The sequence below is a fragment of the Alterirhizorhabdus solaris genome (genome assembly GCF_007785815.1).
Classification (GTDB): domain Bacteria; phylum Pseudomonadota; class Alphaproteobacteria; order Sphingomonadales; family Sphingomonadaceae; genus Alterirhizorhabdus; species Alterirhizorhabdus solaris.
This window is the reverse complement of record NZ_VNIM01000028.1, coordinates 1-21,890: the sequence shown is the minus strand read 5'-3', so window position 1 is coordinate 21,890 and position 21,890 is coordinate 1. Positions and strand designations below refer to the sequence as shown.

Below are 21,890 nucleotides of genomic sequence, written 5' to 3'. Positions count from 1 at the left end.
AGCCGTCGTGTCGGAATGGAATTCTAGCAGCGTGACCTTGGCAAAGCATCACTGCAGCCTCTCATGCCGGGACCGAGAACATCCGCTGCTCGGGCGAGCGATTAGAAACCTGATCGCTGTTCTGGTTCGCCTGCCAGAAATCAAAAAGGTCGAGGCCGACATCGAGCCTTTCGATGTGGACAACCTCCCTTGTCTCCTCCTCGTCGTAAGGTGCGGCCAGCCCATTCAGCGTGGAAGCGTCTCCAACCACGACGTAGTCGAACCGCTTTAAGGAACCCGGATCAACCGTCGCAGTGGCATTCGCATAGGCAAGTGTCACGCCGGGCTGCACCCCGACGCGATAGATCTCCGGACCCACAACCTCGTAATAGGCTTGGTCGCCGAGTGGCCGATGGATCAGCAAATGTGGCGGGGCCAGCAGATCAGTGGCGACGCTCACGGGAAGGCGCGCTGTCCGGCCGGTCGTGCTTTCTCGATAAACTGCTAGTTCGAGGGTCTCCTCGCGCGGCCGGCTGGACGTCGTCTGGAAGCGGATCACCGCATCGGATGACATCGCAATGCGCCGCAGATCCTCCTCGGACGCGACCGACGGCAGGCTCGTCAGATAGGCGTAGGCGACGTTGGCAAGTTCCCTCGTGCCTTGCAGGTTCCACCCGGACGACCGTAGTTCGAAGCTGCCTCGAATGCCGGCAAACGCGGCCGGGTTCGTTATGTGCGAGAGGATAAGCTCGAAATCGTCATCCGCCCGACGCGAACACCGACCCGACGAATACCGCAGTAGTCGCGAGGGGCCTTGGATGACACATCGATAGAGTTGGGCGCCATCATCAAAACGGCGGACGAGGCCGTCGGACTGGATCTCGATGATTAGCCGGGTCGGAACCGTCTCGCGGGGGCCACCCACATCGACGTTGAAGCTCGAGACATGGAGCCCCGGCCTGATATTGAAAGCCAACACGGGTGGGCCGAAGAAGCTGGGCTGATAGAACCGCCAGCCGCCCAGCTTCACGAATATAAGTTCCGGTAGGAGCATGCTTCCGAAGGCCGCATGGCCCAGCCTCAACTTCACCAGCCCCTCGAACCGATTCAGCGCACCGGCCCCCGTTGCGGGCGAGTATCGGGACGGCGGCCCGGCGAGCCTCGGATCGTATGGTGCACGCATTCCCAGATTCCTATTCCGTGGCATGCGCTGCCTGCAACTCCGCGCACCTAGCGCTTCGTTCGCAAGCCGTAGCGGCATGGCTCCCGAAGTTAGGTATCAGAACTGGGGGTCTGGAAGGAGCAGATGCTTCGCTGACGGGTGAGAAAAAGCCCGGGAGAAGAAGCGTCAACACGCTCCTGAAGGACATGCCCCTTGAACACCACCATCATGTGCCGGCCGGCTTCGGCCGGCGTTGCCGCCGCGCGCGTCGCGCATGCCGTCGCCACGATCCTGACCGGCGAGACGGTCCTGCCGGATACCAGCCTGCCCGGTCGCTATGCCCGGCACGACCGCGTCCTCGTCGCCGCCGTGCCGACCAGCGGCACGATCTCGCACGGGCTGCTCGAGCGGCTGTGCGACGAGCGCGAGGCCGATCTGGTCTGCGCCCGCTTCGATTCGGCCGGGGTCGCGCCGCCCGTCTTCACCGTCGGCGTCCGGCTATCGTGGAAGATGCTGTATCATGCCGATTTCCAGCTTTGGCTGCCGCGCGGTGACGGCGCCGCCCGCCTGATCCCACTCGATCCGGTATCGCCGCTGCACTTCGAGGTCGGTGACGGCCGTATCGAGGCCTGGGCGGACGGACCGCTCGACGCACGGCAGCGCCGCCGCGGCTGCGATGCGGCCAATGCCCGCCTCCGCCAGCTGGTGGGAGCGCTCTGATGGGCGACTATAACGCAGAGCGGCTGAAGCTGGCGACCGAGCTCGGTGTCGACATCGCCCACGGCGTCATCCAGTCGGTGCATGCCGGCAAGCGCAACCGCCCGGGCGAGGCGATCGCCCGGCGGCTGGCGCTTCATGGATCGATCGAGCCCAACTGCTTCGCGCATGGGGTGCTGCTGCCCAGGCGCGCGTCCGAGCAGCTGACCGACATCGCCGCGCTCGTGCGTCTGTACGAAGCGCAGCTGCTCCCCGAGCAGGTCGATCTGCTGACCAACACCACGCTGCGGTTCGGCGACGAGGTGCCGACACACCGGGCGTGGATGCTGGCGACGAACTTCGCCTATGAGGCGCTGTGCGAACGGCGCTCGCTGGCGTGCATCGCGATCTTCCACGTGCCCGCACTTGCCGGTCGGGCGGCGCCCAACCATGCCCATCTGCTGGCGATCTGCCGGACGCTCTCGACGCAGGCGACCTTCGGCCGCTTCAGCGACCTGACGAAGCCCGGCGCCAAGGCGGTGCTGGCCACCGAGTGGGCGGCGTATCTCGACGCGCATGACGGGCGGGGCTGATGGCCTGGCCCGACCTGACCCAGCCGGAAGTGCGCGCCTGTATCGCCATCATGCGGCACCTGCATGGCCCGGTGATCTTCGAACCGGATGGCCCGGCGGCATCGCTCTGCCGGATCTGGCTTCCGGCCATGGGGATATCCGTGCTGGCCATCGGCGATGCGCCCAGCCTCTCGCTCGAGGAGGTCTGCTTCATGGTCGAGCTGACCGGGCAGGATGCCATCATCCTGCGCACGTCGGTCGTCGAGGGCAGCGGCCGGGAGTTCACCTTCGACATCGTGATGGACGAGGGCGGCAGCGCCGAGACGCTCGAGGATTATGTGTTCTGCCGGACGCATGACCGGCGGCCATTCTTCGTGGCCGTGGAAGGGGACGGCCCGGCGGTCTGCCTCGATCCCGATGGTCTCGTGCTGTGCGACCCGCCGTGGACCGACAGCGTCGGCCGTATGGAAGGGCTCGGCCGTGGTCTCGCCGAGCTGATGATGGTCGTCGAAGGCGATGCCTGCATGGAGCTCGCCCTCGAGCAGGGCTGACATCGTCAGGCCGCTGGCTGGCAGCCAGCGGCCGCGAGGACAGGCGTGGAGGGAGCGGAGGGACAGGATTCCCGACAGCAATGTGTCGGAGGAAATTAGAGATGAAGCAGATCGAGCGGTGGGTGACGAGGGGTCGGCGCCTGCCGTTCGTGTTCAGGGCAGCGATCATGCTGCTCGTCGTCGCCGCCATCGCGGGCATGTGGTGGCAACATCAGCCCGCCGGCAGCGGCACCCGCGACATCATCGCGTTCGTGCGCAGGGCGTGCCCCGCCGCGCATGTCGCCGTCCCGCATCCGATCGTCGCCGATGGCGCCCATGCGATCGACCGCTGGGCGTGGGCGATCGTCCGCGGCCGCTGCGGCACCGTCAGGCCCGCCGGGCACCCCGAACCTCACCACCAGGATCATCGCCGCCCGCATGCGGCAGACAGGACAGCATCATGAACTACGCCGAACGCCACGACCCCGCCAAGCCATGGGGGCACTGGCTGCACCCGGTAACTCGGGACAACCGCTTCCACCATCTCGAGGATCGTCAGGGCCGCGTGTGGACGAGCGTGCGCCACGCCTTCTTCGTCGCCCGGCTCAACGTCTGCGCTTGCGAGGAGCGGCTGATCCACGAAAGCCTCGACCGGATGGCGGTCGTGCTCCGCCAGATCACCGTGCCGCAGACCGAGCGCGCACCGCTTGCCACCATCTTCGACGGCAACGGCCTGTGGTTCGCGCACAGCCTCTACTGGCTGTCGTCGCTGCACCTCATCGACCACGGCGCGACCCCGTTCGAGCTGATCACGCTGACCGACGAGGGCACCGCCGTGCTCACCATGCTCAAGGAGACCATGCCCGATCCCGAGACGGGCAAACGACAGCAGTGGATCCCTGATCCGGACCGCCACCTCGTCCCGCGCTTCGAGCGTCGCCGCCATCAGAAGCGGCTCCCGGCACCGTCTGCACAAGATGAGCAATAAGTATTGCCTGAAAAACTCATTCGCCATTACCGTCCGACTTCTCGGGCGGACACCAGGGAGATCTTTATGATGACGAACGTCATCGCCTACGCCGACCAGTATGACCCTGCCGCCCCATGGGGCTACTGGCTGCAGCCGGTTGCCGACCGCGACGGCACGGTCGGCTGGGTCGAAGAGGACGGCACCTGCTATGCCTCGGTCCGCGATGCCTTCTGGCGCGGCCGGCTCGGCATGCGCAGCGACTTCGCCGCCGACGAGCAGCTCGACCTGATGTCCGAGGTGCTCGGCGCGATCAAGCCGCTTGAGCGGATCGCGCCTGTCGAGGGCCTCGCCAGCTACGGCGCGACCTTCTGGCGGCAGTATCCTCTGTGGCTGCCGAGCATCGGCCTGGTCTCCCACGGTAGCGGGCCGTTCGACGGACTGGCGCTGACCGACGAGGGCCATGCTGTCCTCCCGATGCTGATCGCCACGAAGCGGCGGGCGCCGGTCGCGCGGATGTCGCCGCGGCTGATCTTTCAGCAGATGCTGATCGACGCGACGTGACGCGGCCGTCAGCGCCGTGCCATCGGGACCGGGATCATCTTCGCCCGGCCACGCTCGCCACAGCCGCCGCAAACCAGCCGCCGCCGGGCTTCGACCAGCGTCAGCGGCATCGGAAACATCCGCTGCAGATGCGCGGGGGGCAGCGTGACGATACGCCCACAGGCACATTCGATGCGGCAGTTGGCGTGATATTTGGCGAAGCTGAACGTCGTGTCGAACCGCGCCGAACTCACATGCCGAACAGCGGCATGGCTGCCGGCTCGCGGATCGTCACCGCGCTGTCGTCTACATCGCTGATCGTGATCCAGTCGACCGACCATAGCAGTTCCAGCCCGTCGTCGAGCGGGCGGACGATACCGGCACCCTCGACCTCGATCGCAAAGGCGTAAGCGCCCTCCGCATAGGTGCCGATGATGAGCGTGCCGTCGCTGGTAGCGACGCGGAAGCGGCGGTCGGCCCAGCCGACCGGCACCCGCAGACTCGTCACGATGTCCCCGGTAACGCCGATCCGCTCGTGTGCCTCACCCTTCAACCTGATTGCCATGTCCTGATTCCTCCTTCGGGCGGAATGTAGAACAGAACGGGAACGATCCGCAGCCCCCTTATCGCGTTGGCCTGTTGCCAAGCCTCATTTTATGGAGAAGACACCCATGCATGATCCCTTTCGCGAGGCCCGCACCTGCGCGCTGATCGCCAAGCGCGCCGCCGCCATCGGTCGGGGCCATGCCCTCACCGTTAACCCCGTCTTGCCTGGGTGCAGTTATGACAGCCGCAAAATTGGCTGGTTCTCACGACCATTTTCCACCCGTCCGCGGCGGCAACGGCCCCCGCTTAAGGTCGAAATCAACCGTCGTTGGTCACAGTCGGCCGTATAAGGGGTTACCCAAACGCCGCGCTTATTAAGGGCGTCACTCCGGCTCGACCTGCGGCCGCCGTTGGGACAAAGCCGCCGTTCCGGAGTGATAGATGGGACAGCAGCTCTTACCAAGAGCCGAAATTCCGCGATTGTCTGGCCGGCATCTCAGAATTACAGAAAGTGGGCCGGTTGCGGACTGAGGGCTTCGCAGGCTTGAAGTGATCAAAGTTGACATCGAATTGCGATCTCCAGAACGGCGATTTCAGCATAGCTCAAGTAGAAGCGCAGAAGGCTAGCTGCTAAATGCGAGGCAGCCGACACCACGGAGGGCCACTTGTTCGCCTATGTAGACGAGACTGGAAACACTGGCGCGCGCCTGCTCGACAACGACCAGCCGCTCTTCATCACCGCCGCTCTGATGACGCGTAGCGACTTCGACACTCGGTTTGGCGCGCATGTGCGCGAGCTCGCCCGGCGTTTCGACGACGACGAATTGCACGCAAGCAAGCTGGGCGTCGGCAGGCTGGAAGAGATTGCGCCGGACCTGCTTGCGATCTTGCGACGCGCCGGGCCGTCCTTCTTCACCAGCATCGTGGAGAAACGCTATGTGCTCGGCACGAAGGCTTTCCACACCCTTCTCGATCCAGCGGAGAACCGGACCGTCCCGACCCAGGTCTTCCTTATGCGGCCCGTGCGAATGACGATGGCCTTCAAGTTCGCCTGGCTCCTCGACGAGGAGATAGCGCAGTTGTTCTGGGACGCCCTCATGGAGGTGAACGCTAACCGGGCACGCGAGAAACTCATCCAGTTCTGCGGCCGCGTCCTCGAGCGCGTCGAACGACTGCCCGATGCGAGATCGAGGGAGGTCATCGGCGAGGGTCTAGCCTGGGCGATGGCGAACCCGGAGGCGATAGATATATTCTCGGAGGACAAGGTCGCCCGTCAGGGCCACCTTCCCAATACTGTTGGCTTCGGCAACCTCCTTGCCGGGGTGGAGACGCAGTCCAACGAGTGGGGCCGACCAGTCGAGGTTATCCGTCACGATCGTCAATCGGAGTTCGCCGCCTCGCTCGCGTTCTGGCACGACTTCTACGCGAACGCCGGCGCGGCTTTCATCAACATGCCGCTCGGCGAGAGGGCGATGCTGCGCCGCGTGTTCGGTAGTCGTCTCGAGATCACGAGCGCCCGCGACAGCGCCGGCATCCAAGTCATCGACGTGATTCTATGGCTGCTCTCCCGCAGTCTGCGAGGGCAAGACCTGCCTGCCGGCTGCCAGTCGATCCTCGACTATGCGCGCCGTCGAGGCAGGCAGAACGTCTTCACGGCCGAAGCGATTCACGCCGACGTTGCTGCTGAGGTTGAGCGAATGGAGGCGGACGAACCGGATTCGGAGACGATGGCCCGGGCCTCGCAGCTGTATCAGATCGGGGAGGGGAATCGGAGGAAGGCGGTCGCGGACTATGCGGCGGCAAAGGGATCCCGCGCCTAGTCGCAAACAAGTCCAACAAGCGCCTCCGGCTCGGCGGCCTCGCGGTACCAAGCAGAGCAAATAGAGCCGGCCTAAAAAATTGGGCTCGGTCGGCAGGGCCGGCAACGGGGACGTAGCGACACGACGCAAGTCTGGGGCGCACCAGCTCAGCGGCTATTTGCCCCGATAGTATCGTATCAGCGGTTGATGCTCGCTGCTGTCGGGCTGCATGTGTCGGCTCGTCGCGCTCACAGAAAGGCCGGGCGGGGGAGCGAAAAATTCCTTGTCGATCAGCATGATCTGCGTCGACGAAAGCTCGCTCGCCTTGAGCTCGTAGACCATTTTGTAAAAGCCCTCGAACTGATCGCGGTTCTCCCGCTCGCTGATATTCTTCATCGGAGAGTCGATGATCAGCAGCTCGGGAAGCGGGGCATTCAGCTCGGTGGCGATACGGTGAATCGCGATCGCGAAGCAGCATTTGAACAGTGTCTTCTTGCCGCCACTGCTAAGCGACGTGAACGTGGAAGCAGTGAGGTCGGCCGGGTCGGCGCCATAAATTTCCGGATAGAAAGACGGGGGCTCCAGCTCTAGCCGGTCGTCGCATGTGATGCCCGGGACATCGGCACGAACGAGACAGTCGAGGAAATAGCTGGCTAAGCGGTTGAGGCTAGTCCGGTCCGCCTCGGCTTTAGCGCGAACCTCCTTCAACGCCTGACGCGTCGCTTCTTCGCGCGCGACGATTTCCGCCAATGCCTCGCGCTGCTGCTGCAGCAGCTGCGGCAGCCGGAGCAGCCATTTGATACTGTGCAGTTCCGCCTCGAGCGACGCGCGCTCGCGTTCCTTGAGCAGCGCCATGGATAGGAACGCGGAGTCCTGTTCGGCGAGAGCTCGGTTTAGCTCGGCTTCCATCCGGTCCTTGCTCTGAACGATGCGGCGCTTCTCGGCGCTCATGCGAGCGAGGTTGGCGTCGATGGCTGCCATCGCACCGGCGAGCTCGGCGCGCCGGCTGGCAATATCGACCTCAAGCGCCGCGACTTCGGCCGGGTCCGCGAGATCCAACAGATCTTCCTGACCGCAAACTTCGCAACAGCTCGGCGCGTGAGGTGGCAATTGCTGCGCACATCGCGGGCAGTCGAGAAATTTTAGATCACCGAGGATCTCGCGAGCTTCGGCAGATCGTCGGAATTTGAGGCCGAGCATCTCGATCTCGTTGCGATGGCGTAGATGGCGCTCGCGCGTGGTTCGCAATTCGTCGGCATCAGCGTCGATCTTCGCAACCGCATTGCCAAGATTTCGGGATTGCGCTTTCAACCGATCAATCGCGTGGAGCGTTTCCGCATCGCGCGGCGCGTTACGAGAGGCGCGTATATTCTGGTCGGCAGTGGCGATCGCTGCCGCCAATGCCGCCTCTCGTTGCCCGATCTCCTCCTCGGATCCGATGCCGACTTCAACGAGCGCCTTGGTAAGGCTGTCGATTGAGGAGACTCGTGCCGTGCGGTTGGCCCGCAATTGGTCAAGTTCTGCTTCCAGATCGGCGACGCGCTCGTCATGATAGCCGATGACGTAGCGGATCACGTCGCGGCTCTTGAGGCGCAGGTAGAATTCGGCGCTTTCCTCAAGATGGAAGAACGAGCTGTCGATGTGATCCTGGTCGAGATAGCAGAACCACAGCAGGTCGCGGACGGTCAGGCGCACCGCCTTGCTGTCTTCCTTGATCTTGCTCTTGCGCACGCGCGGCGGATTGACGCCCGACAGAAAGAAAATCAGATCGGAGAGCGTTTCGATCCCGGTCTCTGGCACGACCTCGCCCGAGGCGACGCGTGCCGGCAACACGACCGAATAGGGTCCGTCATTGCGCGTCCAAGACGCGAGCACATTTCTCGAATCGCGCTGCCGCTCGATTGTCAGGACCGATTGCTCAAGTTCGAGGGTGAGCGTCGCGGACAGGAACTCCGCCTGCAGCGCGGGCGACAGCTGGAAATCGCCCCCAAGGCAATAATCGATCAGCCGCGCGATGCTCGATTTGCCCGCACCCATCTGGCCCCAGAAATAATTAATCCCTGAAAACGCAATCGCCTCCTCGGCCTTTCGCAGGGACAGCACCAGCGACACCATCGTGAACTTCATATTCCGTCGCCCCCAACATCCAGAGCGACGCTGCTGCGCGCGAGCGGCCCGATCTCCTCACCCCATTTCATGCCGGTGATCTCGGGCACGATCTCGTAAACGAAATCCTTTAGCTTGGTCGCCGGCATCGATCCGACCGCCTTGACGACCACGGCGCCGCGTTCGGCGAGGTCGCGGAATGTCGGCCGGGCACCAAGACCGTCCGCCACTGCGCGTCCGGTGTCGGTAAGGCCTATCTCGATCTTGCGGCCGGTCATCGACAGCGTGATCAATCCGCGCGCGGACAAAAGGCTTAGCCAGCGGCGGTAACGGCCATCCCACGGACCATATCGGAACCGGATCATCTTCGTCTCGACGGTTGTGCGCTCGCGCGGCGTCACCGCTGCGGCATCGGGCGACTTTCCGAGCTGGATGAGCGCGCGTTCGAGATAGATCGGATAACGCAATAAGAAATCCAGCTTCGCGAGCTTCGTAATGCCTTCCACCGGTTTCAACTTGGTCTTGTTCGCCTTGTCCGCGCTACGTAGCAGCACAAGGAGCCGTGCCAGATGCAATCCATCAGCGTTTTCGGCGTCGGCAGCGGCCTTGAGCACATTGAGACTCATGCCTTGTCCTCGAGGCGAAACCGATCGCTCCACCATAGGCGGCATTCGCTGGTCAGCAAGGCTGCCGTCCCCATCAGCACTTCGTAGGGACTGCCGCCGAGCAATTGCTTTCGATCGCTTTCGAGCCTGCGCAGGCGCGCGCTCACGTCTGTGAACATGATCGGGCCGAACGGCTGCTGGGCGGCCGTCTTGGCCGCCATATAGGCCTCAAGGCACTCGCCGTGCACCGCCTCTTCAACCTGGCGCAGCTGACGCCCGGCCGTGGCCGGGCTCTTTGCCTGGTCTTCGAGGAATTGATATTCGGCCGCCTGCTCTCTTGACTTCATATACTCTACCATGTCGACAAGGCCGCCGCGCGCCAGCTTCTGCTCAAGCACCCCCGCCGGGCGCTGGCCGCCCGGATTGATCGCCGGCTCGCCGACATAGGCAAAGGCCCTGGATGGCGTTGCCGGCGGCGCCAAACTCACCTCCGCACAGACGATGCGCTTCGCAACGATAGTCGGATCGCTGTTCCCGCCATTCAGCCGGTCGAGCAAATGTCGATCCGGGTCGGTTACATGAAGCGAAGCCGCCCGGTGGAATTTTCCCACCAGCTCGTCGCGAAGCGTGTCGAGCTCGGCGGCGGTGAGATGCGCGCATTCTCCTAATTTGCCCAGATGCTCGTGCGCGAGCGTGGCATCGAACTCCTCGCGCGACGGACCCTTTACAAAGGCGAGGCGGCCAAGCACATCGAACAATTGTTCCGCCGTCGCTCCTAGTTCCGCGGCGAGACTATCGAACGCCTTCTTGAATGGCTGCTGGATGTCCTCGGCCGTCGAACTTTGCGAAATGTGCTGCAGCATCAGGCCCGGGCAACGTGCGCGCCGGGCATCGTCCTTGCTTGCCGGCGTGACATCATCGATTGCCGAGTTGGAAACGAAGTTGAAATCGCCGACTTCGGCGGGATGGGCCTGGAGCAATTCGACGAAACGTCCGATCGACTTGACCAACGCTGGGCTGGTCAACTTCCAGGCACCACCCTCCGGCTTCGATGTCTTTATCTGCCAGCCATCGAAGCGGCCATCCGGCCGCTCACCTAGGAAGTCTTCGTGGTGCTCACAGTAAAGTGAGACATAAGAGAAGGTGCCGCGCCTAACTCCGACCAGGAGTGCCACACCATATTGATGCTGATATCGATAGTTCCGCTCGGTCTCATCTCCAGGATCTAAACTTCTCGTCCCCGACAGTCCAGCAACCGGTAGCGGCTGGCTCTTGGTGGGAATTTGATCACGCAAGGACGCCGCCCTCAATTTTCATAAGCCCCCCCCCTTTCGGCAAGCTAGTTAAATCCTCTACACCAAGCAACGCGCTTAAAATCCTCAGTGCTCGAATCAAAGGCCAGACGCGGCAGCGGTTGCGCGATCCACCATGTGCAAACGACGGCGTAGATCAAAACAGGTCGTGCTGCTTCGAGCGATGCCGATGCACAGCGTGATCCGTCGTGTCGAATGTTACACCGGTCACATGACGCACGACCAGCGTGTCCCTGTTCATCCTCAGATACGGCTCGCGTTCATCCACGTCGGGGTCGAACCGGAACATCTCTGGCCGAAAATCCGTCATGCTTCCTAAGGCGAAGTCCGTGGCGGGCTCGGGTTGAGCTGGAGGCTCAGCCGCCGGGGGCACCTCTTCCATCACGGTGTAGTCCGGCTCCGGTCCATCGTCGCTTGACTGAAACTGGTGCACCGAAACCTTCACATCCTCTGATATCTCGATCGCCTCGACCCGCGAGGCGTGGTGAAACAGCACCACGTTCCGTTTTTCTCCTGGCCTCTGCACTGACTTGAACAAAATATCATCGAGACCTGGCGCCGGCCGTCGCGCGAGATAGTCGGCGATCATCTGCGTTATCAGATACTCCGTCGGCTCATCGTCCGGCATAACCGGGATCGTAATGCGGTCGCTCAGCCTGCCTAGGAACCGCGCCAGCGAGCGCTGCTCGGCATATGCCGGATCGAATACGCTCCCATCGAAATACACCGCCTCCAACGCCGACACGTCGAGCAGTCTGACCGTCTGGAGCAGCGCAAACTCGCCGACCAACGCCCTGCTGCCAACCGGCGGCCGAACCTCGGCAAGCGCAACATCCCGGTCGTCCGCGCCATAGAAGACCGCGATCCCATGCGCGTTCATGCGCCCAGCCTTTGCCCGGTTCACGGGCGGCGGCCCTAGATGCAGATCCGGCCTGATCATCGCCTCGTCGAGTTCGTGCGAATGATGGAAAGCCCGGGCGCGGTTGAAACACCTGATCGCCTTGTCCGGCCCCGCCTCTACGACGACCGATCGACCATCATGGGTGAACAGCTTCTCCAGATCGTCGAACAGCCGCTTAAACAGGCTCTCGGCTTGTGGATTGAAATAGCGCGACCGCAGCTTCAACGACCGCTCCAGCCCATACCATTCGGCGGCGATCTCGCCCGAACTCGGCCGCTTCCATTCATAGTGGCTGTCCGGGTCAAACTCGGTCTCTTCCCCCATCTGGGCCGACTCCCAGTCGCCATGTCGATCCGAAAGGATGCCGAGTACGTCCTGGGCAACCTCCTCCTCCACGACGGCGGCCTGCCCAATCACGTCGATCACCGGCTCGCCGTGGCGGTCCCAGTCGTAGTCGATCTCCTTGTCGCGCAGCAGCATCGATTCATACATGTCGGGCTGATCCGAGGTGCGCTGGTAGTGTCGATCGAACGCCCCCTCGACGTGGTCAGCGAGGTCCTCAACCGAGATGCAGGCTTCGTCGTCGGCGGCGCAATAGGAGCACTCGCCGACGACGCCATCCTTCACAATTAACGCCTTGAGATGGCTATCGCCAACACACTGATGACAGATCCGCTCTCCGTCCTCGTCATCCGCCATTCGAAGCCCTCCCAAACATGCAGGGCGAACTATCGACGGTCTTATTTGCGGGCGCCACCATCAATTCAGGTCGGTTGAGTTTGACCCGCGGAGAGGTCCAGAGAGTGCAAAATCAGGGGGAAGATAGGGGCGATCCTAAGCGTTGGCTGGTTGAGGGCTGCGACGCGAACAGGCGAATCGTCCACACCGCCCCCTTCGGTAAACAGACAGACCGGCCCGATGATCAGCAGGCGGCCTGAGGGATCAGCCGGGGATCAACTCCGCAGCTTCGACGACGAGCCGGTCGGGCTGCCCATCCAGCATCTCGATGCTTCCACCGACGCGGTAGCGCGCGCCGGGAACCAGTTGCACATGCGAGCCGGGGATTATGTATACTGGCACAGAGAAGTGAAAACCGTCGGGCTGAAAGTGCATCGCGTCGCGGAACGGCGCGACAGTGCCGGTGAGTCTCCCGCGCCGGAAATCCTCTGAGATAGCGGCCAACTGCGGCACTTTCGCGAGGGTCGTCGCAGGCGCCTCCGCGCGATGATGCCTGATGATCGCGCTCCTGCCTCGTGCAAGCTCCTGATGCGCCCGCACGTTGCCAGCGATCGGCTCGTTCATGACGACGGTCACATTGTTGTTAGTGACGACGCTGATCTGCGTCACCTGATGCTTGTCAACGATCTCGGCGCCAGCCTTGGCAATCGGCGTGGCCCCCTGACCGAAGGCCCAGATCAGCGCGGCTGCGATTCCACCGACCAGCGCGGTTACCTTGCCGGCCTCGCCGAGTGGATCGTCGACGAACTTACGGCCGGCATTCTGGGCCATTTTCGAGACGGGGATCGCCCTAAGCTTCACCAGCAGGCTTCCCTCAAGAAGCCCGACGACACGCAGTTCCGCGCCGTTGCGGCCAGCGATGGTGGAAGCGCGCTTCAGAAAGTTGAAAAGCACCTCGATCGCGAGACCCTCATCGCCCGCGAAGTGGAAGGCCAGTTCGTCGGGTCTCAGTTCGAATTTCTCTGCGATAGACGCCACTTCCTACCCCTTTCTCATCTGAACCGACCTTCTCCATCACATCCAGTGAATGGGTCAATCTGCAAGGCTGCCTTGCGATGCGGCGGATCGTCTCGATGTTCCTGCCGACATGGGCCAGGGAACGCGTCAGACGGAAGGCCGGCGTCAAGCATGACGCGGCGCCCTCTCGCCTCCGCAAAAGCGCTGCAGAACCGGACTGGCGCCCTGAGGTCGAGGATGGCTTTTGGGGGATGATCGTTTGAATGCGAACGACCGATTTTGGGCGCCTAGCTGCAGATTCGGTTTCCCCGCGGCAACCGGCAGGTTTCAGTATGAGCGGTCATTCACGCCCCGGCCGCTGAACGTCGTAAGTTGGTCGACTCCGGCCGCTCGCATCACTCTCCACTGAACGGCGGCTACGCCACCTTGGCGTCCGGAAACGGACTGAGCACTTCCCATCAATCCTAGCCATTTAAGACGCTGCGTCTGGTTGCCGCCAATGCCGCCACCAGTGCAGGGGGGGGGGGCACGCCCTCGCCACCAAACTCAACTTACCTGAGCGCATCATCTCGTCGCACGCGACGCCAACCATCGTGCTGTTGAGAAGCGAGGCTCTATGCCCCGCCTGCCCTTGTCCGCGTCGGGAACACCGGTCCGCGCACCGTCATTCGCTCGACGAGATATGGCCGCTGGAGTGCGATCGCCGCGTCGTAACTGCCGTGCAGCCATTGGTCCCAGTCGCTCTTGTCAAGGATCGTGACCATGGCCTTCGGGTGGATCGGCTCACCAAGGGGTTCGGATCGCAGGTGAACATCGCCCAGCATAGTGTCTCACCGATCCGCTGCGCCAAGCCCGCCACCGCAAATACTGGCTGGTCCGTGCAGGCGAACCACATCTCCCCTTTGATCGACTTGCCACTGCCGACCGCGTGGGTGTTGGGCGTCCATTCGGCGAACTCGGTCAGCGGGATCAGGCAGCGGTTGCCGGGGTCGGCGGCGAGCCGGCGCCGTTGCGGGAGGCCGAGCTGGCGGACGTTGGTCATCGGCCATTTGGCCTGGCCGCCCAGCACATCCCAGGTGCCGACGTCGATACCACGCCTGCCGTCCTGCTCCCGTATGACCCATGCTCGCGCCCTGGGATATAGCTCGACCGGATTGAAGCGGTTGTCCATTGGTCGCGGCGCCGCCCACTGTGCGCCGAAGCGCGTGTGGATCGTCTCTGGCTCATGAGCCAGGCGCGCGGTTGCACATCAGTCGCGAACCTTTCCGTCTTCGGCGCCCTGCAGCAAGTCTATCCGATCGGCGATCATGCGCCAGGCCATGACGCCATCATCGTCGCCAGCCTCGGTAAGGGCAGCGATGCGGCTGGCGGCGAACGCAGGTGCCCGGGGGCCGTGGATCTTGAGCAGATAGCGAGCGCTCGCCCATAGTTCCTGTTCGGGAAACATCAGACGGCAAACAGCCGGAGGCCGCTGCTACAAGCAATAGCGCGCTGCCGGCGATCGTCGCCGCCAAGATATTCCGCATGTGGCTGCAATGGCCGTTGCTGGTGCTGAACGACGGCTATTCGGGATTCGGATCGCTGCATCATACAGCCATCTTATCATATGTTGTGTAAAGATTGTCGATGGAGGGGGCCCGCCGTTCTAACCGCCCGCTCGATTGAATGTCGATGTCGTATATTTGGACCGGGTCCATGTCTTGTGGCGCGTGACTGCAGTCGGGGTCGGGGGTTCGATCCGATTGGCGGCAGGAGAACGCATTGCAGTGCGGGGGAACATGCAGGCAGAAAATAGGATGACATCCCGAGCACCGACAACAGGGTCAACAAGGACGAGGCGCCTAGCGAAAGGCGCTGACGATCACCGAGCGGTCGCGCTTCCAGGTGCGCGACTATATGAAGGCGCCCAGCCCGGAGCGGGCTGCCGGCCGCTACCTGATGACGCCCCGCGATCAGCAGCGGGGGATGCTGGCCTGGGAGCGCTGGGCCGATGGCAACCGCCCCGACATGCCCAGACACGACACGTGATCCGCACGCCCGCCAACCATTGGCCGGGGCATCCCCGTTGCGGGGCGTATTATATGAAGTGCGTGAGCCGGGGTTCCCCAGCCCGTCTCCCGCCCTTCATCTAATTACTGCCACGTCTGAAGAAACGGTGAACGCCCGGCCTTGTCTGGAAAATAAATCCCCTTAACCGCTTCTCAGCCACACCCCGCTATCCCGCCACGTACAGCGGACGGGGGGTAGGCGATGACCGGAACGAAGATACCGACATGGCCGGAGGTGGCGCTGGGAGGGGGCTATCTCGCCCGCGACGCCGCGACCGCCCCTGCCGGCATGGACTATGCGATCGATGGTCTGCTGCCCGTGACCGGCACCAGCGTCTGGTTCGGTCAGGGCAGCGCCGGCAAGACCCAGCTGTTGCTCTGGATGGCGGCGCATCTCGCCGCCCCTGCGTCCGCCGGGGCCGACACCTGGCTCGGCAAGCCGATCCGCAAGCGTGGCCAGATCCTGATCCTGTCGGCGGAAGACCTGCGCGAGCATCTGTTCGTCCGCCTCGCCAGCATCGTTCGGGGTATGGCGGCCGGCGGCAAGGCGGCACCGGAGGTCGCCACGGCGCACGCCGCCATGGTCTGACCTGTCCTGTCGTCGCAACGGCGTTGGGTCAGGATCTTGCCGTGGCGGTTTCCAAGGCTGAGGCGCTGAACGAGGCCCTAGATGACTGGCGAAAGGGCGAAAGTCGTGGCGGCCCTTCGACCGGGAGCGTCGCCTGGCTCTTCAACTGGTATCAGGGGCAACGCAAATTCACGAAGAACCGCCAGAAAACGCAGAGCGACTACCGGAAGCTGATGGAGGCGGTTGTCTCGCTCCCAATGAAGCGTGGCACGTTCGGGGAGCGTGCTGCCGCGAAGGTCGGGCCCGAGGTAGCTGATCAGCTTTACGAGATCTTCCTGCCACGTGGGCCGCGGCAGGCGATGTACGTCGTTCAGGTATGCCGCGCGGTCTGGAACTGGGCGAGCCGTTACAGCGGCGTCACGGGTATTCCAACGGGCCAAAATCCCTTCGCCGGCATGGGCGTCTCCTATCGGCCCAAGGATGGCAACCGTGCTACTAGCCGCGCCGAATATGAGGTTTACTGCGTCAAGGCGGTTGAGCTCGGCTTCCAGTCAATGGCTACCGCCGCCGCGCTAGCGTTCGAACTCGTGCAACGAGTCTGGGACGCCTTCGGCATTCCAGATCCTAAATCGCCGGGTGACACGCAGGAAGAGGTCGATCGCGGTATCAAGTGGGAAGACTATCGCGCAGGCCGAGACATCGTCGTCGTCCAATCCAAAACGGGGAAGCGGATAAAGCTTCCGCTCGTCGATGTCATGCCCGATGGCGAGCGCGTCCCCCTCTACCCGGAACTTGAGGCGCAACTGGCCGCGTCGTGGCGACCCGGTGCTGCCGGCCTCATCGTGGTCGAGGAGAGGAACGGGAAACCCTACGAACACCGGCGGATGAGTACCGTTCACCGCAAGATCTGCGACGCTGCCGGTTTGCCTGCAAAGATGACATTCACGGGGTTCCGCCATGGCGGCGCCACCGAGATCGGCGACTCCGGTGAAGCGGATATTCGCCCGATTTCCGGGCATGTGCAGCTCTCCACGACGGCAATCTACAACAAGGTCAATGAGGAAAAGGCACGCCGGATCGCCGCCCGACGTCGCGAACATCTCATCGAGATCGCCGGCTCGCATGAGAGCCTCGACCATGACTGACGGCCTCAGCTTCCCACGCGCAAGAGCCCCCCCACCGCAGACGCAGACGCAGACGCAGACTAATTACTGGAAAGGACGGACATGACCGACGCGAAATTGATCGATGCCAGGCTCGCGGCCAGGCTTATTTCCCGCGCCAGGGAGGCAGCCGTATGCGGTCACGCTGTTGGGACAACAGCGGAGCAGATTGCCGGAGCGCTTCTCAACGGGCGTTCTGACTGGCTGCCTGAGTGTTTTCCTGACATGCAACAGGCGATCAATCGCCTGCACGCGGAAGGAGCGCAGTGGTGGCCCACGATGCTTGCCGTGAGAGACACAGGGTGGCGTCGGGAAGGCGAGAGGTCTGCTTCGGAGGCTCTCGACTGAGCCGCGTCAGCCAATTGTCGGAACGGAAAACCGCGCGGTGTCGGAATGACACTGCGCGGTTTTACGTAAGTGCTTGAATTTATGGTGGACGCACTTGGGCTCGAACCAAGGACCCGCTGATTAAGAGTCATTTTTTGGGGTGTCCCGCAAGGCCCCAGAACGTCCAAAAACCGCAGAAATCCGCCATTGCATTATCCCAAGGTTTCCCGCAGTTTACCGGGGTATCTGACCCCAAGTGATACCTAAGGTAACACATCAGCGGGTCCGGAATTGAGGTGGGACGAATGGAGAACATAGGTAACATCCTAGGTAACAAGACGGCTCTCACCGACGCGAAGCTGAAGGGTCTGAAGGCGCCGGAGCGCGGCCAGATCGAGGTCAGCGATCCTGCCGTTCCAGGGCTTCGCGTCCGGATTGGCGCCACCGGCTTGAAAACGTTCATCGTCCGGAAGCGGGTAGGCGGCAGGGTCAAGAACATGACCATCGGCCAATACGGTGCCCGTTTCGGTCTTGCCGACGCCCGGAAGAAGGCTCGCTCAATCATCAGCGACATCGAGACAGGCGGGGACCCTAGCTCCAAACTAAGGATGCCAAGTAAGCGAACCAGCGCGCTCACGATCCGCAGCATGGTCCCGGACTATCTGGCGGCAAAGGCAGATCGCCGGTCCGTAGGGGAGATGAAGCGGGTCCTTGAGAACTACGTCATCCCGGTGCTGGGCGACCGAATGGCGGAGGCGGTCACCCGGGGGGACATCACGGCACTGGTCGACAGCGTCGCCGCTACAGCGCCCGTGATGGCGCGCAACGTCCACGCGCAATTGTCCGCATTCTACTCGTGGGCACTACCGAGGCTAGATCGACTTCCCACAAACCCGTGCCGAGATGCCGGCCGTCCGAAGGCGCCGAAGGCTCGCGACCGCGTGCTCGACGACCGGGAGCTTGCGACCCTGTGGAAGCTGTTAGACGCCGAACCGCTTCCTTGGGGGCCTGCATTAAAATTGTTGATCCTGACCGGGCAGCGGCGCGCTGAGGTTTTCAGCGCGGACCGTAGCGAGTTCGACCTTAAGCGTGGTGAGTGGTGGATACCCGCTGAGCGGGCGAAGAACGGTGAGCGCCACTTCGTTCCGCTTTCCCGGGAGGCACTGGCCGTTCTCAAGAAGATCGACGAGGTGCCGGACAGCCCCAAGTTGTTTCCGGCGAAAGGTCAGCCGCAGAATGGACCGAGCGGCTTCAGCAAGGTTCAGGCGCGACTACGGGCTACAATGCTTGAGAAACTCGGTGTGGTACGCGACTGGACGCTCCACGACATTCGACGGACGGCGGCAACGGGGCTCCAGCGACTCGGCGTTCGACTGGAAGTCACCGAGGCGGTTTTGAACCATGTCTCGGGAACTCGAAGCGGTATCGTCGGAGTGTACCAGCGCTATGGCTTCGCGGCCGAGAAAAGGGCAGCTCTCGAAGTCTGGGGCGCTGAAGTTACAAAGCTCGTGACGGAACATCCGACGAAGGGGGCAGCCCGAGTCTCCCGTCGGAAGAAGAGCGCAGGCGCTGATACCGATTAGATCAGCTTAATGTATGGCGCACAAACACGGCGCGAGCCTAGCGCTCTTGCCGAGGTTGGTCGTGCCGCCGCTGAGCTGCCAGGCTCCTTCCGACCCGAAGGCAGTCATAGCCGGGGCAAGTTTCCCATCTCAGAACCGGACATTTTTAACCGGCCTTTTGACACCTGCAAACCCTCAGAAATCTGAATACGAGTGCCGGTGTCACAACCGACCGGGCCTGTTGAAAAATGCCGGACATGCCGGGTTACTCCTTCGTTTCACCCCTGCCGAGAGGAGCGCCGCCATGATGGGACCAACCTGTCGCGGTGGGCGGGAAGGGGCGTCCCGCCGCACCATAGAAGCCATGTTGCCCGCAGACCACCTGCTGCGTCGCATTGATAGATGTCTCGACACGAGCGAGCTGAGGCAAGCACTGGCTGGGCATTACAGCACACGAGGGCGACCATCGATCGATCCCGAACTGCTGATCCGCATGACTCTGATTGGCCGCATCTACGCGATCGCGTCCGAGCGGCGCCTGTGCGAGGAGCGGCGCTACAATCTGGCTTACCGCTGGTTCTGCCGCCTCACGCCGGGAGACAGGGTTCCGCACCATTCGACGTTCAGCAAAAACCGGCATGGTCGCTTCCGCGAGGCAGGCGTCTTTCGAACCCTGTTCGACAGCACAGTTCGACGCTGCATCGACGAAGGGCTGGTCGGAGGAAAAGACGCCGCGATCGACGCGTCGTTTATAGCGGCTGATGCAAGCTGGCAGCGTAAGACCGTTCCTGGCTACCTGCCGTATGTCGCCAACGCATCGCGCGCGGTTCGGGAATGGGTGCAAGACACCGGAGATGCCGTTTGGGAAATGGCGCGCTCGAAAAGCTGCCAAGGCGTCTCTCGAACAGATCCTGCCGCGGCCTGGTCGGCGCGAACGGTGCGGGGCCGGTTCGGCTACGCCCTCAACGCGCTGGTCGACACCCCAAGTGGCGTTGCGCTTGATGTCGAGGCGACGCCGGCTCGTTTCGCGGAGGAGGTCGATGCCGGCCGCGTCATGCTCGAGAGGTCGGCAGATCGGTTCGACTTCCACCCCAAGCGGGTTGCGGCCGATAAGGCCTACGGCAGCGCCGGTTTCCTCGGCTTCGTCCGTAACCACGGCGCGATCCCACACATCCCCGTGATCGACCGGACGCAGCAGGCCAAGGGCAAGCTGCCGCGAACGGCCTTCAGCTATGATCGTGACACCGACAGCTTTACCTGTCCGAACGGTAGGCTCCTCCGGCACCACGCATTTCACCTGCCCACCGGCGTACACCGTTATGCTGCCGATGCGCGTGACTGCGAGGCGTGCGTGCTTCGAAAGAAATGCACGACGGCGCGGCGTCGTACCCTGGTCCGACTGGACGATGAGGACGTTCGCGATCTTGCTCGAGCCGAGATGGAAACCGGGCTTTACAAACGGTCGATGCGGTTGCGGCGCGGGGTCGAACGGTTCTTCGCCGACGCCAAAGGCAAGCATGGCATGAGACGCCTTCACCTGCGCGGCATCCGCGGAGCGGAAGAAGAGTTTCTGATCGGCACGGCGGTGATGAACCTGATGATCCTGGCGCGACCACAGCGGCTCACAGGCAAGCCGCGCCGGGGAAGGTGTATTCCCGCGGCCATGACCCCGGCTGCAATCTCCGCCCGGTCCATCGAACATGACGTGATCGTCGCGCCCGCTCGGCGATATGCCTGATCGTTGAGGCGCGGCGTGGTTCATCACGCGGCGCACAGTCGTTCTTTGCGGTACGGCACACCGTCAAGCAGCGCCTGGCCCGGCGCTTTAGGCGTGCCGTCACCGTTCACGTACATATAGAGCGTCGTGGTCGTCATCCCAAGGCGCCGCGCGACATCGGCTGCAATCGCGTTGCGGTCGGACATTGCGGCCATCGCCATCGCCAGCGTCGCCTTATCCATCTTGCGAGGTCGTCCGCCCATCCGCCCCCGGGCGCGTGCCGCAGCAAGGCCGGCCTGTGTGCGCTCGGCGATCAACTCACGTTCGAACTCGGCAAAGGCGGCGAAGATGCCGAAAGCGAGGCGACCGTTGGCGGTGGTGGTGTCGATCTGCGCGCCGGCACCCGTCAGCACCTTCAACCCGATGCCACGCTCACGCAGCGCCTCGGCAGTGATGACCAGATGCCGGAGGTCGCGCCCGAGACGATCCAGTTTCCAAAGGACCAGTGTATTGCCAGGCTGCAACGCCTTTAGGCAGGCAGCCAAACCGGGACGCGCATCGTGGCGGCCCGAAGCGAGGTCTTCATAAATACGCGAGGCATCGACGCCGGCCGCGAGCAGTGCGTCGCGCTGCGGCGCCAGCGTCTGCGATCCATCAGCTTTGGACACCCTCACATATCCGATGAGCATCATTACCTCGCCAGAAAAGATATCCACCACCCCTGCAATATGCCGGTGGTTTCCGCAACGGGTTTTCCGATCTCTAGGAGGCGTCGTTGAGGCAAAAATCGCTGCCGCCAGAAAACCGGCCGTTTTACGAACAGTTTGAGCCTGATGTCGCGGGTGAGCTCGCCGATCGCTGCCCGAAATGGCTGCTCGTTCACGGATCCGACAGACGGGAACCATGCCGCAGCCCAAGGCGTTGGGCGCCTTAGACGAGGTCCTTACCACGGGGACGTCCGATTAGATGAGGAAACGACATGCGCGCACTATGCTGGCACGGTAAAGGCGATGTCCGCGTCGACACCGTCGCGGATCCCGAGATCAAGCACCCGCGCGATGCGATCATCAAAGTAACCGCCTGCGCGATCT

23 protein-coding genes and 1 tRNA gene are annotated in these 21,890 nt (G+C 63.0%); 12 read left to right on the top strand and 12 right to left on the bottom strand.

Annotated features, from left to right (window positions below; genetic code table 11):
- Nucleotides 1–61: 61 nt before the first annotated feature.
- Nucleotides 62–1,009, bottom strand: a complete 948-nt coding sequence (locus FOY91_RS08860) for a hypothetical protein (RefSeq protein WP_162527182.1) — start codon at nt 1,007–1,009, stop codon at nt 62–64.
- 345 nt (nt 1,010–1,354) lie between these two features.
- On the opposite strand from FOY91_RS08860, the gene FOY91_RS08855 reads away from it, so the two are divergent.
- From FOY91_RS08855 to FOY91_RS08830, 6 genes are all read left to right on the top strand, one after another.
- Complete coding sequence (locus FOY91_RS08855) at nt 1,355–1,861, top strand: hypothetical protein (RefSeq protein WP_145150203.1); 507 nt, start codon at nt 1,355–1,357, stop codon at nt 1,859–1,861.
- The gene (locus tag FOY91_RS08850; protein ID WP_145150201.1) at nt 1,861–2,430 is read left to right on the top strand and encodes a hypothetical protein; all 570 of its coding nucleotides are present in this window, start codon (nt 1,861–1,863) and stop codon (nt 2,428–2,430) included. The genes FOY91_RS08855 and FOY91_RS08850 overlap by 1 nt, the downstream gene beginning before the upstream one ends.
- The gene (locus FOY91_RS08845) at nt 2,430–2,960 is read left to right on the top strand and encodes a hypothetical protein (RefSeq protein WP_145150199.1); all 531 of its coding nucleotides are present in this window, start codon (nt 2,430–2,432) and stop codon (nt 2,958–2,960) included. Before FOY91_RS08850 ends, FOY91_RS08845 begins: the two co-directional genes overlap by 1 nt.
- Before the next feature lie 101 nt (nt 2,961–3,061).
- On the top strand, nt 3,062–3,403 hold the full coding sequence (locus FOY91_RS08840) for a hypothetical protein (RefSeq protein WP_145150197.1): 342 nt from the start codon (nt 3,062–3,064) through the stop codon (nt 3,401–3,403).
- Nucleotides 3,400–3,927: a hypothetical protein gene (locus FOY91_RS08835; RefSeq protein ID WP_145150195.1), complete on the top strand. Its 528-nt coding sequence runs from the start codon at nt 3,400–3,402 to the stop codon at nt 3,925–3,927. Before FOY91_RS08840 ends, FOY91_RS08835 begins: the two co-directional genes overlap by 4 nt.
- A 69-nt stretch (nt 3,928–3,996) precedes the next feature.
- Nucleotides 3,997–4,470 carry a hypothetical protein gene (locus tag FOY91_RS08830; RefSeq protein ID WP_162527181.1) on the top strand — a complete coding sequence of 158 codons (474 nt, stop codon included), beginning with the start codon at nt 3,997–3,999 and terminating at the stop codon, nt 4,468–4,470.
- Between the two features lie 8 nt (nt 4,471–4,478).
- Here the strand turns inward: FOY91_RS08830 and FOY91_RS08825 are convergent, their stop codons facing one another.
- On the bottom strand, nt 4,479–4,703 hold the full coding sequence (locus tag FOY91_RS08825) for a hypothetical protein (protein ID WP_145150191.1): 225 nt from the start codon (nt 4,701–4,703) through the stop codon (nt 4,479–4,481).
- Nucleotides 4,700–5,014, bottom strand: a complete 315-nt coding sequence (locus FOY91_RS08820; RefSeq protein WP_145150189.1) for a hypothetical protein — start codon at nt 5,012–5,014, stop codon at nt 4,700–4,702. The genes FOY91_RS08825 and FOY91_RS08820 overlap by 4 nt, the downstream gene beginning before the upstream one ends.
- Before the next feature lie 646 nt (nt 5,015–5,660).
- On the opposite strand from FOY91_RS08820, the gene FOY91_RS08815 reads away from it, so the two are divergent.
- Entirely contained in the window at nt 5,661–6,815 is a 1,155-nt protein-coding gene (locus FOY91_RS08815) for a DUF3800 domain-containing protein (protein ID WP_145150188.1), read from the top strand.
- A gap of 153 nt (nt 6,816–6,968) precedes the next feature.
- Here FOY91_RS08815 and FOY91_RS08810 read toward each other — a convergent pair whose 3' ends face one another.
- From FOY91_RS08810 to FOY91_RS08780, 7 genes are all read right to left on the bottom strand, one after another.
- The gene (locus tag FOY91_RS08810) at nt 6,969–8,921 is read right to left on the bottom strand and encodes an ATP-binding protein (RefSeq protein ID WP_145150186.1); all 1,953 of its coding nucleotides are present in this window, start codon (nt 8,919–8,921) and stop codon (nt 6,969–6,971) included.
- Complete coding sequence (locus FOY91_RS08805; RefSeq protein WP_145150184.1) at nt 8,918–9,526, bottom strand: cytochrome D1 domain-containing protein; 609 nt, start codon at nt 9,524–9,526, stop codon at nt 8,918–8,920. The genes FOY91_RS08810 and FOY91_RS08805 overlap by 4 nt, the downstream gene beginning before the upstream one ends.
- Nucleotides 9,523–10,800: a dsDNA nuclease domain-containing protein gene (locus FOY91_RS08800; RefSeq protein ID WP_162527180.1), complete on the bottom strand. Its 1,278-nt coding sequence runs from the start codon at nt 10,798–10,800 to the stop codon at nt 9,523–9,525. Before FOY91_RS08800 ends, FOY91_RS08805 begins: the two co-directional genes overlap by 4 nt.
- Before the next feature lie 154 nt (nt 10,801–10,954).
- Entirely contained in the window at nt 10,955–12,418 is a 1,464-nt protein-coding gene (locus FOY91_RS08795) for an RES family NAD+ phosphorylase (RefSeq protein ID WP_145150179.1), read from the bottom strand.
- Nucleotides 12,419–12,661: 243 nt separating this feature from the next.
- Nucleotides 12,662–13,435: a hypothetical protein gene (locus FOY91_RS08790; protein WP_145150177.1), complete on the bottom strand. Its 774-nt coding sequence runs from the start codon at nt 13,433–13,435 to the stop codon at nt 12,662–12,664.
- 643 nt (nt 13,436–14,078) lie between these two features.
- Nucleotides 14,079–14,627: an SOS response-associated peptidase family protein gene (locus FOY91_RS08785; protein ID WP_338062071.1), complete on the bottom strand. Its 549-nt coding sequence runs from the start codon at nt 14,625–14,627 to the stop codon at nt 14,079–14,081.
- Nucleotides 14,628–14,663: 36 nt separating this feature from the next.
- On the bottom strand, nt 14,664–14,861 hold the full coding sequence (locus FOY91_RS08780) for a DUF6961 family protein (RefSeq protein ID WP_238995317.1): 198 nt from the start codon (nt 14,859–14,861) through the stop codon (nt 14,664–14,666).
- A gap of 803 nt (nt 14,862–15,664) precedes the next feature.
- Here FOY91_RS08780 and FOY91_RS08775 point away from each other — a divergent pair.
- The 3 genes from FOY91_RS08775 (at nt 15,665) to FOY91_RS08765 (ending at nt 17,541) form a co-directional block, all read left to right on the top strand.
- Complete coding sequence (locus FOY91_RS08775) at nt 15,665–16,051, top strand: AAA family ATPase (RefSeq protein ID WP_145150173.1); 387 nt, start codon at nt 15,665–15,667, stop codon at nt 16,049–16,051.
- A gap of 41 nt (nt 16,052–16,092) precedes the next feature.
- Nucleotides 16,093–17,175 (top strand): tyrosine-type recombinase/integrase, encoded by a 1,083-nt coding sequence (locus FOY91_RS08770; RefSeq protein WP_145150171.1) that lies wholly within the window; start codon nt 16,093–16,095, stop codon nt 17,173–17,175.
- Nucleotides 17,176–17,256: 81 nt separating this feature from the next.
- Entirely contained in the window at nt 17,257–17,541 is a 285-nt protein-coding gene (locus tag FOY91_RS08765; protein ID WP_145150169.1) for a hypothetical protein, read from the top strand.
- 82 nt (nt 17,542–17,623) lie between these two features.
- Here FOY91_RS08765 and FOY91_RS21635 read toward each other — a convergent pair.
- A tRNA-Lys gene (locus tag FOY91_RS21635) sits at nt 17,624–17,706 on the bottom strand.
- Between the two features lie 119 nt (nt 17,707–17,825).
- Here FOY91_RS21635 and FOY91_RS08760 point away from each other — a divergent pair.
- Nucleotides 17,826–19,103, top strand: coding sequence for a tyrosine-type recombinase/integrase (locus FOY91_RS08760; protein WP_145150167.1), 1,278 nt, complete (start codon nt 17,826–17,828; stop codon nt 19,101–19,103).
- A gap of 283 nt (nt 19,104–19,386) precedes the next feature.
- Complete coding sequence (locus FOY91_RS08755; RefSeq protein WP_238995316.1) at nt 19,387–20,820, top strand: transposase; 1,434 nt, start codon at nt 19,387–19,389, stop codon at nt 20,818–20,820.
- Nucleotides 20,821–20,843: 23 nt separating this feature from the next.
- Here FOY91_RS08755 and FOY91_RS08750 read toward each other — a convergent pair whose 3' ends face one another.
- A complete protein-coding gene (locus tag FOY91_RS08750; protein ID WP_145150242.1) occupies nt 20,844–21,488 on the bottom strand; it encodes a recombinase family protein in 645 nt (214 codons plus the stop codon).
- Nucleotides 21,489–21,890 lie beyond the last annotated feature (402 nt).

Bases quoted from the DNA above. Each gene is read 5' to 3' on its own strand.
- FOY91_RS08850 (WP_145150201.1), top strand. From the start codon at position 1,861: ATGGGCGACTATAACGCAGAGCGGCTGAAGCTGGCGACCGAGCTCGGT.
- FOY91_RS08845 (WP_145150199.1), top strand. From the start codon at position 2,430: ATGGCCTGGCCCGACCTGACCCAGCCGGAAGTGCGCGCCTGTATCGCC.
- FOY91_RS08840 (WP_145150197.1), top strand. From the start codon at position 3,062: ATGAAGCAGATCGAGCGGTGGGTGACGAGGGGTCGGCGCCTGCCGTTC.
- FOY91_RS08835 (WP_145150195.1), top strand. From the start codon at position 3,400: ATGAACTACGCCGAACGCCACGACCCCGCCAAGCCATGGGGGCACTGG.
- FOY91_RS08830 (WP_162527181.1), top strand. From the start codon at position 3,997: ATGACGAACGTCATCGCCTACGCCGACCAGTATGACCCTGCCGCCCCA.
- FOY91_RS08820 (WP_145150189.1), bottom strand. From the start codon at position 5,014: ATGGCAATCAGGTTGAAGGGTGAGGCACACGAGCGGATCGGCGTTACC.
- FOY91_RS08810 (WP_145150186.1), bottom strand. From the start codon at position 8,921: ATGAAGTTCACGATGGTGTCGCTGGTGCTGTCCCTGCGAAAGGCCGAG.
- FOY91_RS08805 (WP_145150184.1), bottom strand. From the start codon at position 9,526: ATGAGTCTCAATGTGCTCAAGGCCGCTGCCGACGCCGAAAACGCTGAT.
- FOY91_RS08795 (WP_145150179.1), bottom strand. From the start codon at position 12,418: ATGGCGGATGACGAGGACGGAGAGCGGATCTGTCATCAGTGTGTTGGC.
- FOY91_RS08780 (WP_238995317.1), bottom strand. From the start codon at position 14,861: ATGTTTCCCGAACAGGAACTATGGGCGAGCGCTCGCTATCTGCTCAAG.
- FOY91_RS08775 (WP_145150173.1), top strand. From the start codon at position 15,665: ATGACCGGAACGAAGATACCGACATGGCCGGAGGTGGCGCTGGGAGGG.
- FOY91_RS08765 (WP_145150169.1), top strand. From the start codon at position 17,257: ATGACCGACGCGAAATTGATCGATGCCAGGCTCGCGGCCAGGCTTATT.
- FOY91_RS08760 (WP_145150167.1), top strand. From the start codon at position 17,826: ATGGAGAACATAGGTAACATCCTAGGTAACAAGACGGCTCTCACCGAC.
- FOY91_RS08755 (WP_238995316.1), top strand. From the start codon at position 19,387: ATGATGGGACCAACCTGTCGCGGTGGGCGGGAAGGGGCGTCCCGCCGC.
- FOY91_RS08750 (WP_145150242.1), bottom strand. From the start codon at position 21,488: ATGCTCATCGGATATGTGAGGGTGTCCAAAGCTGATGGATCGCAGACG.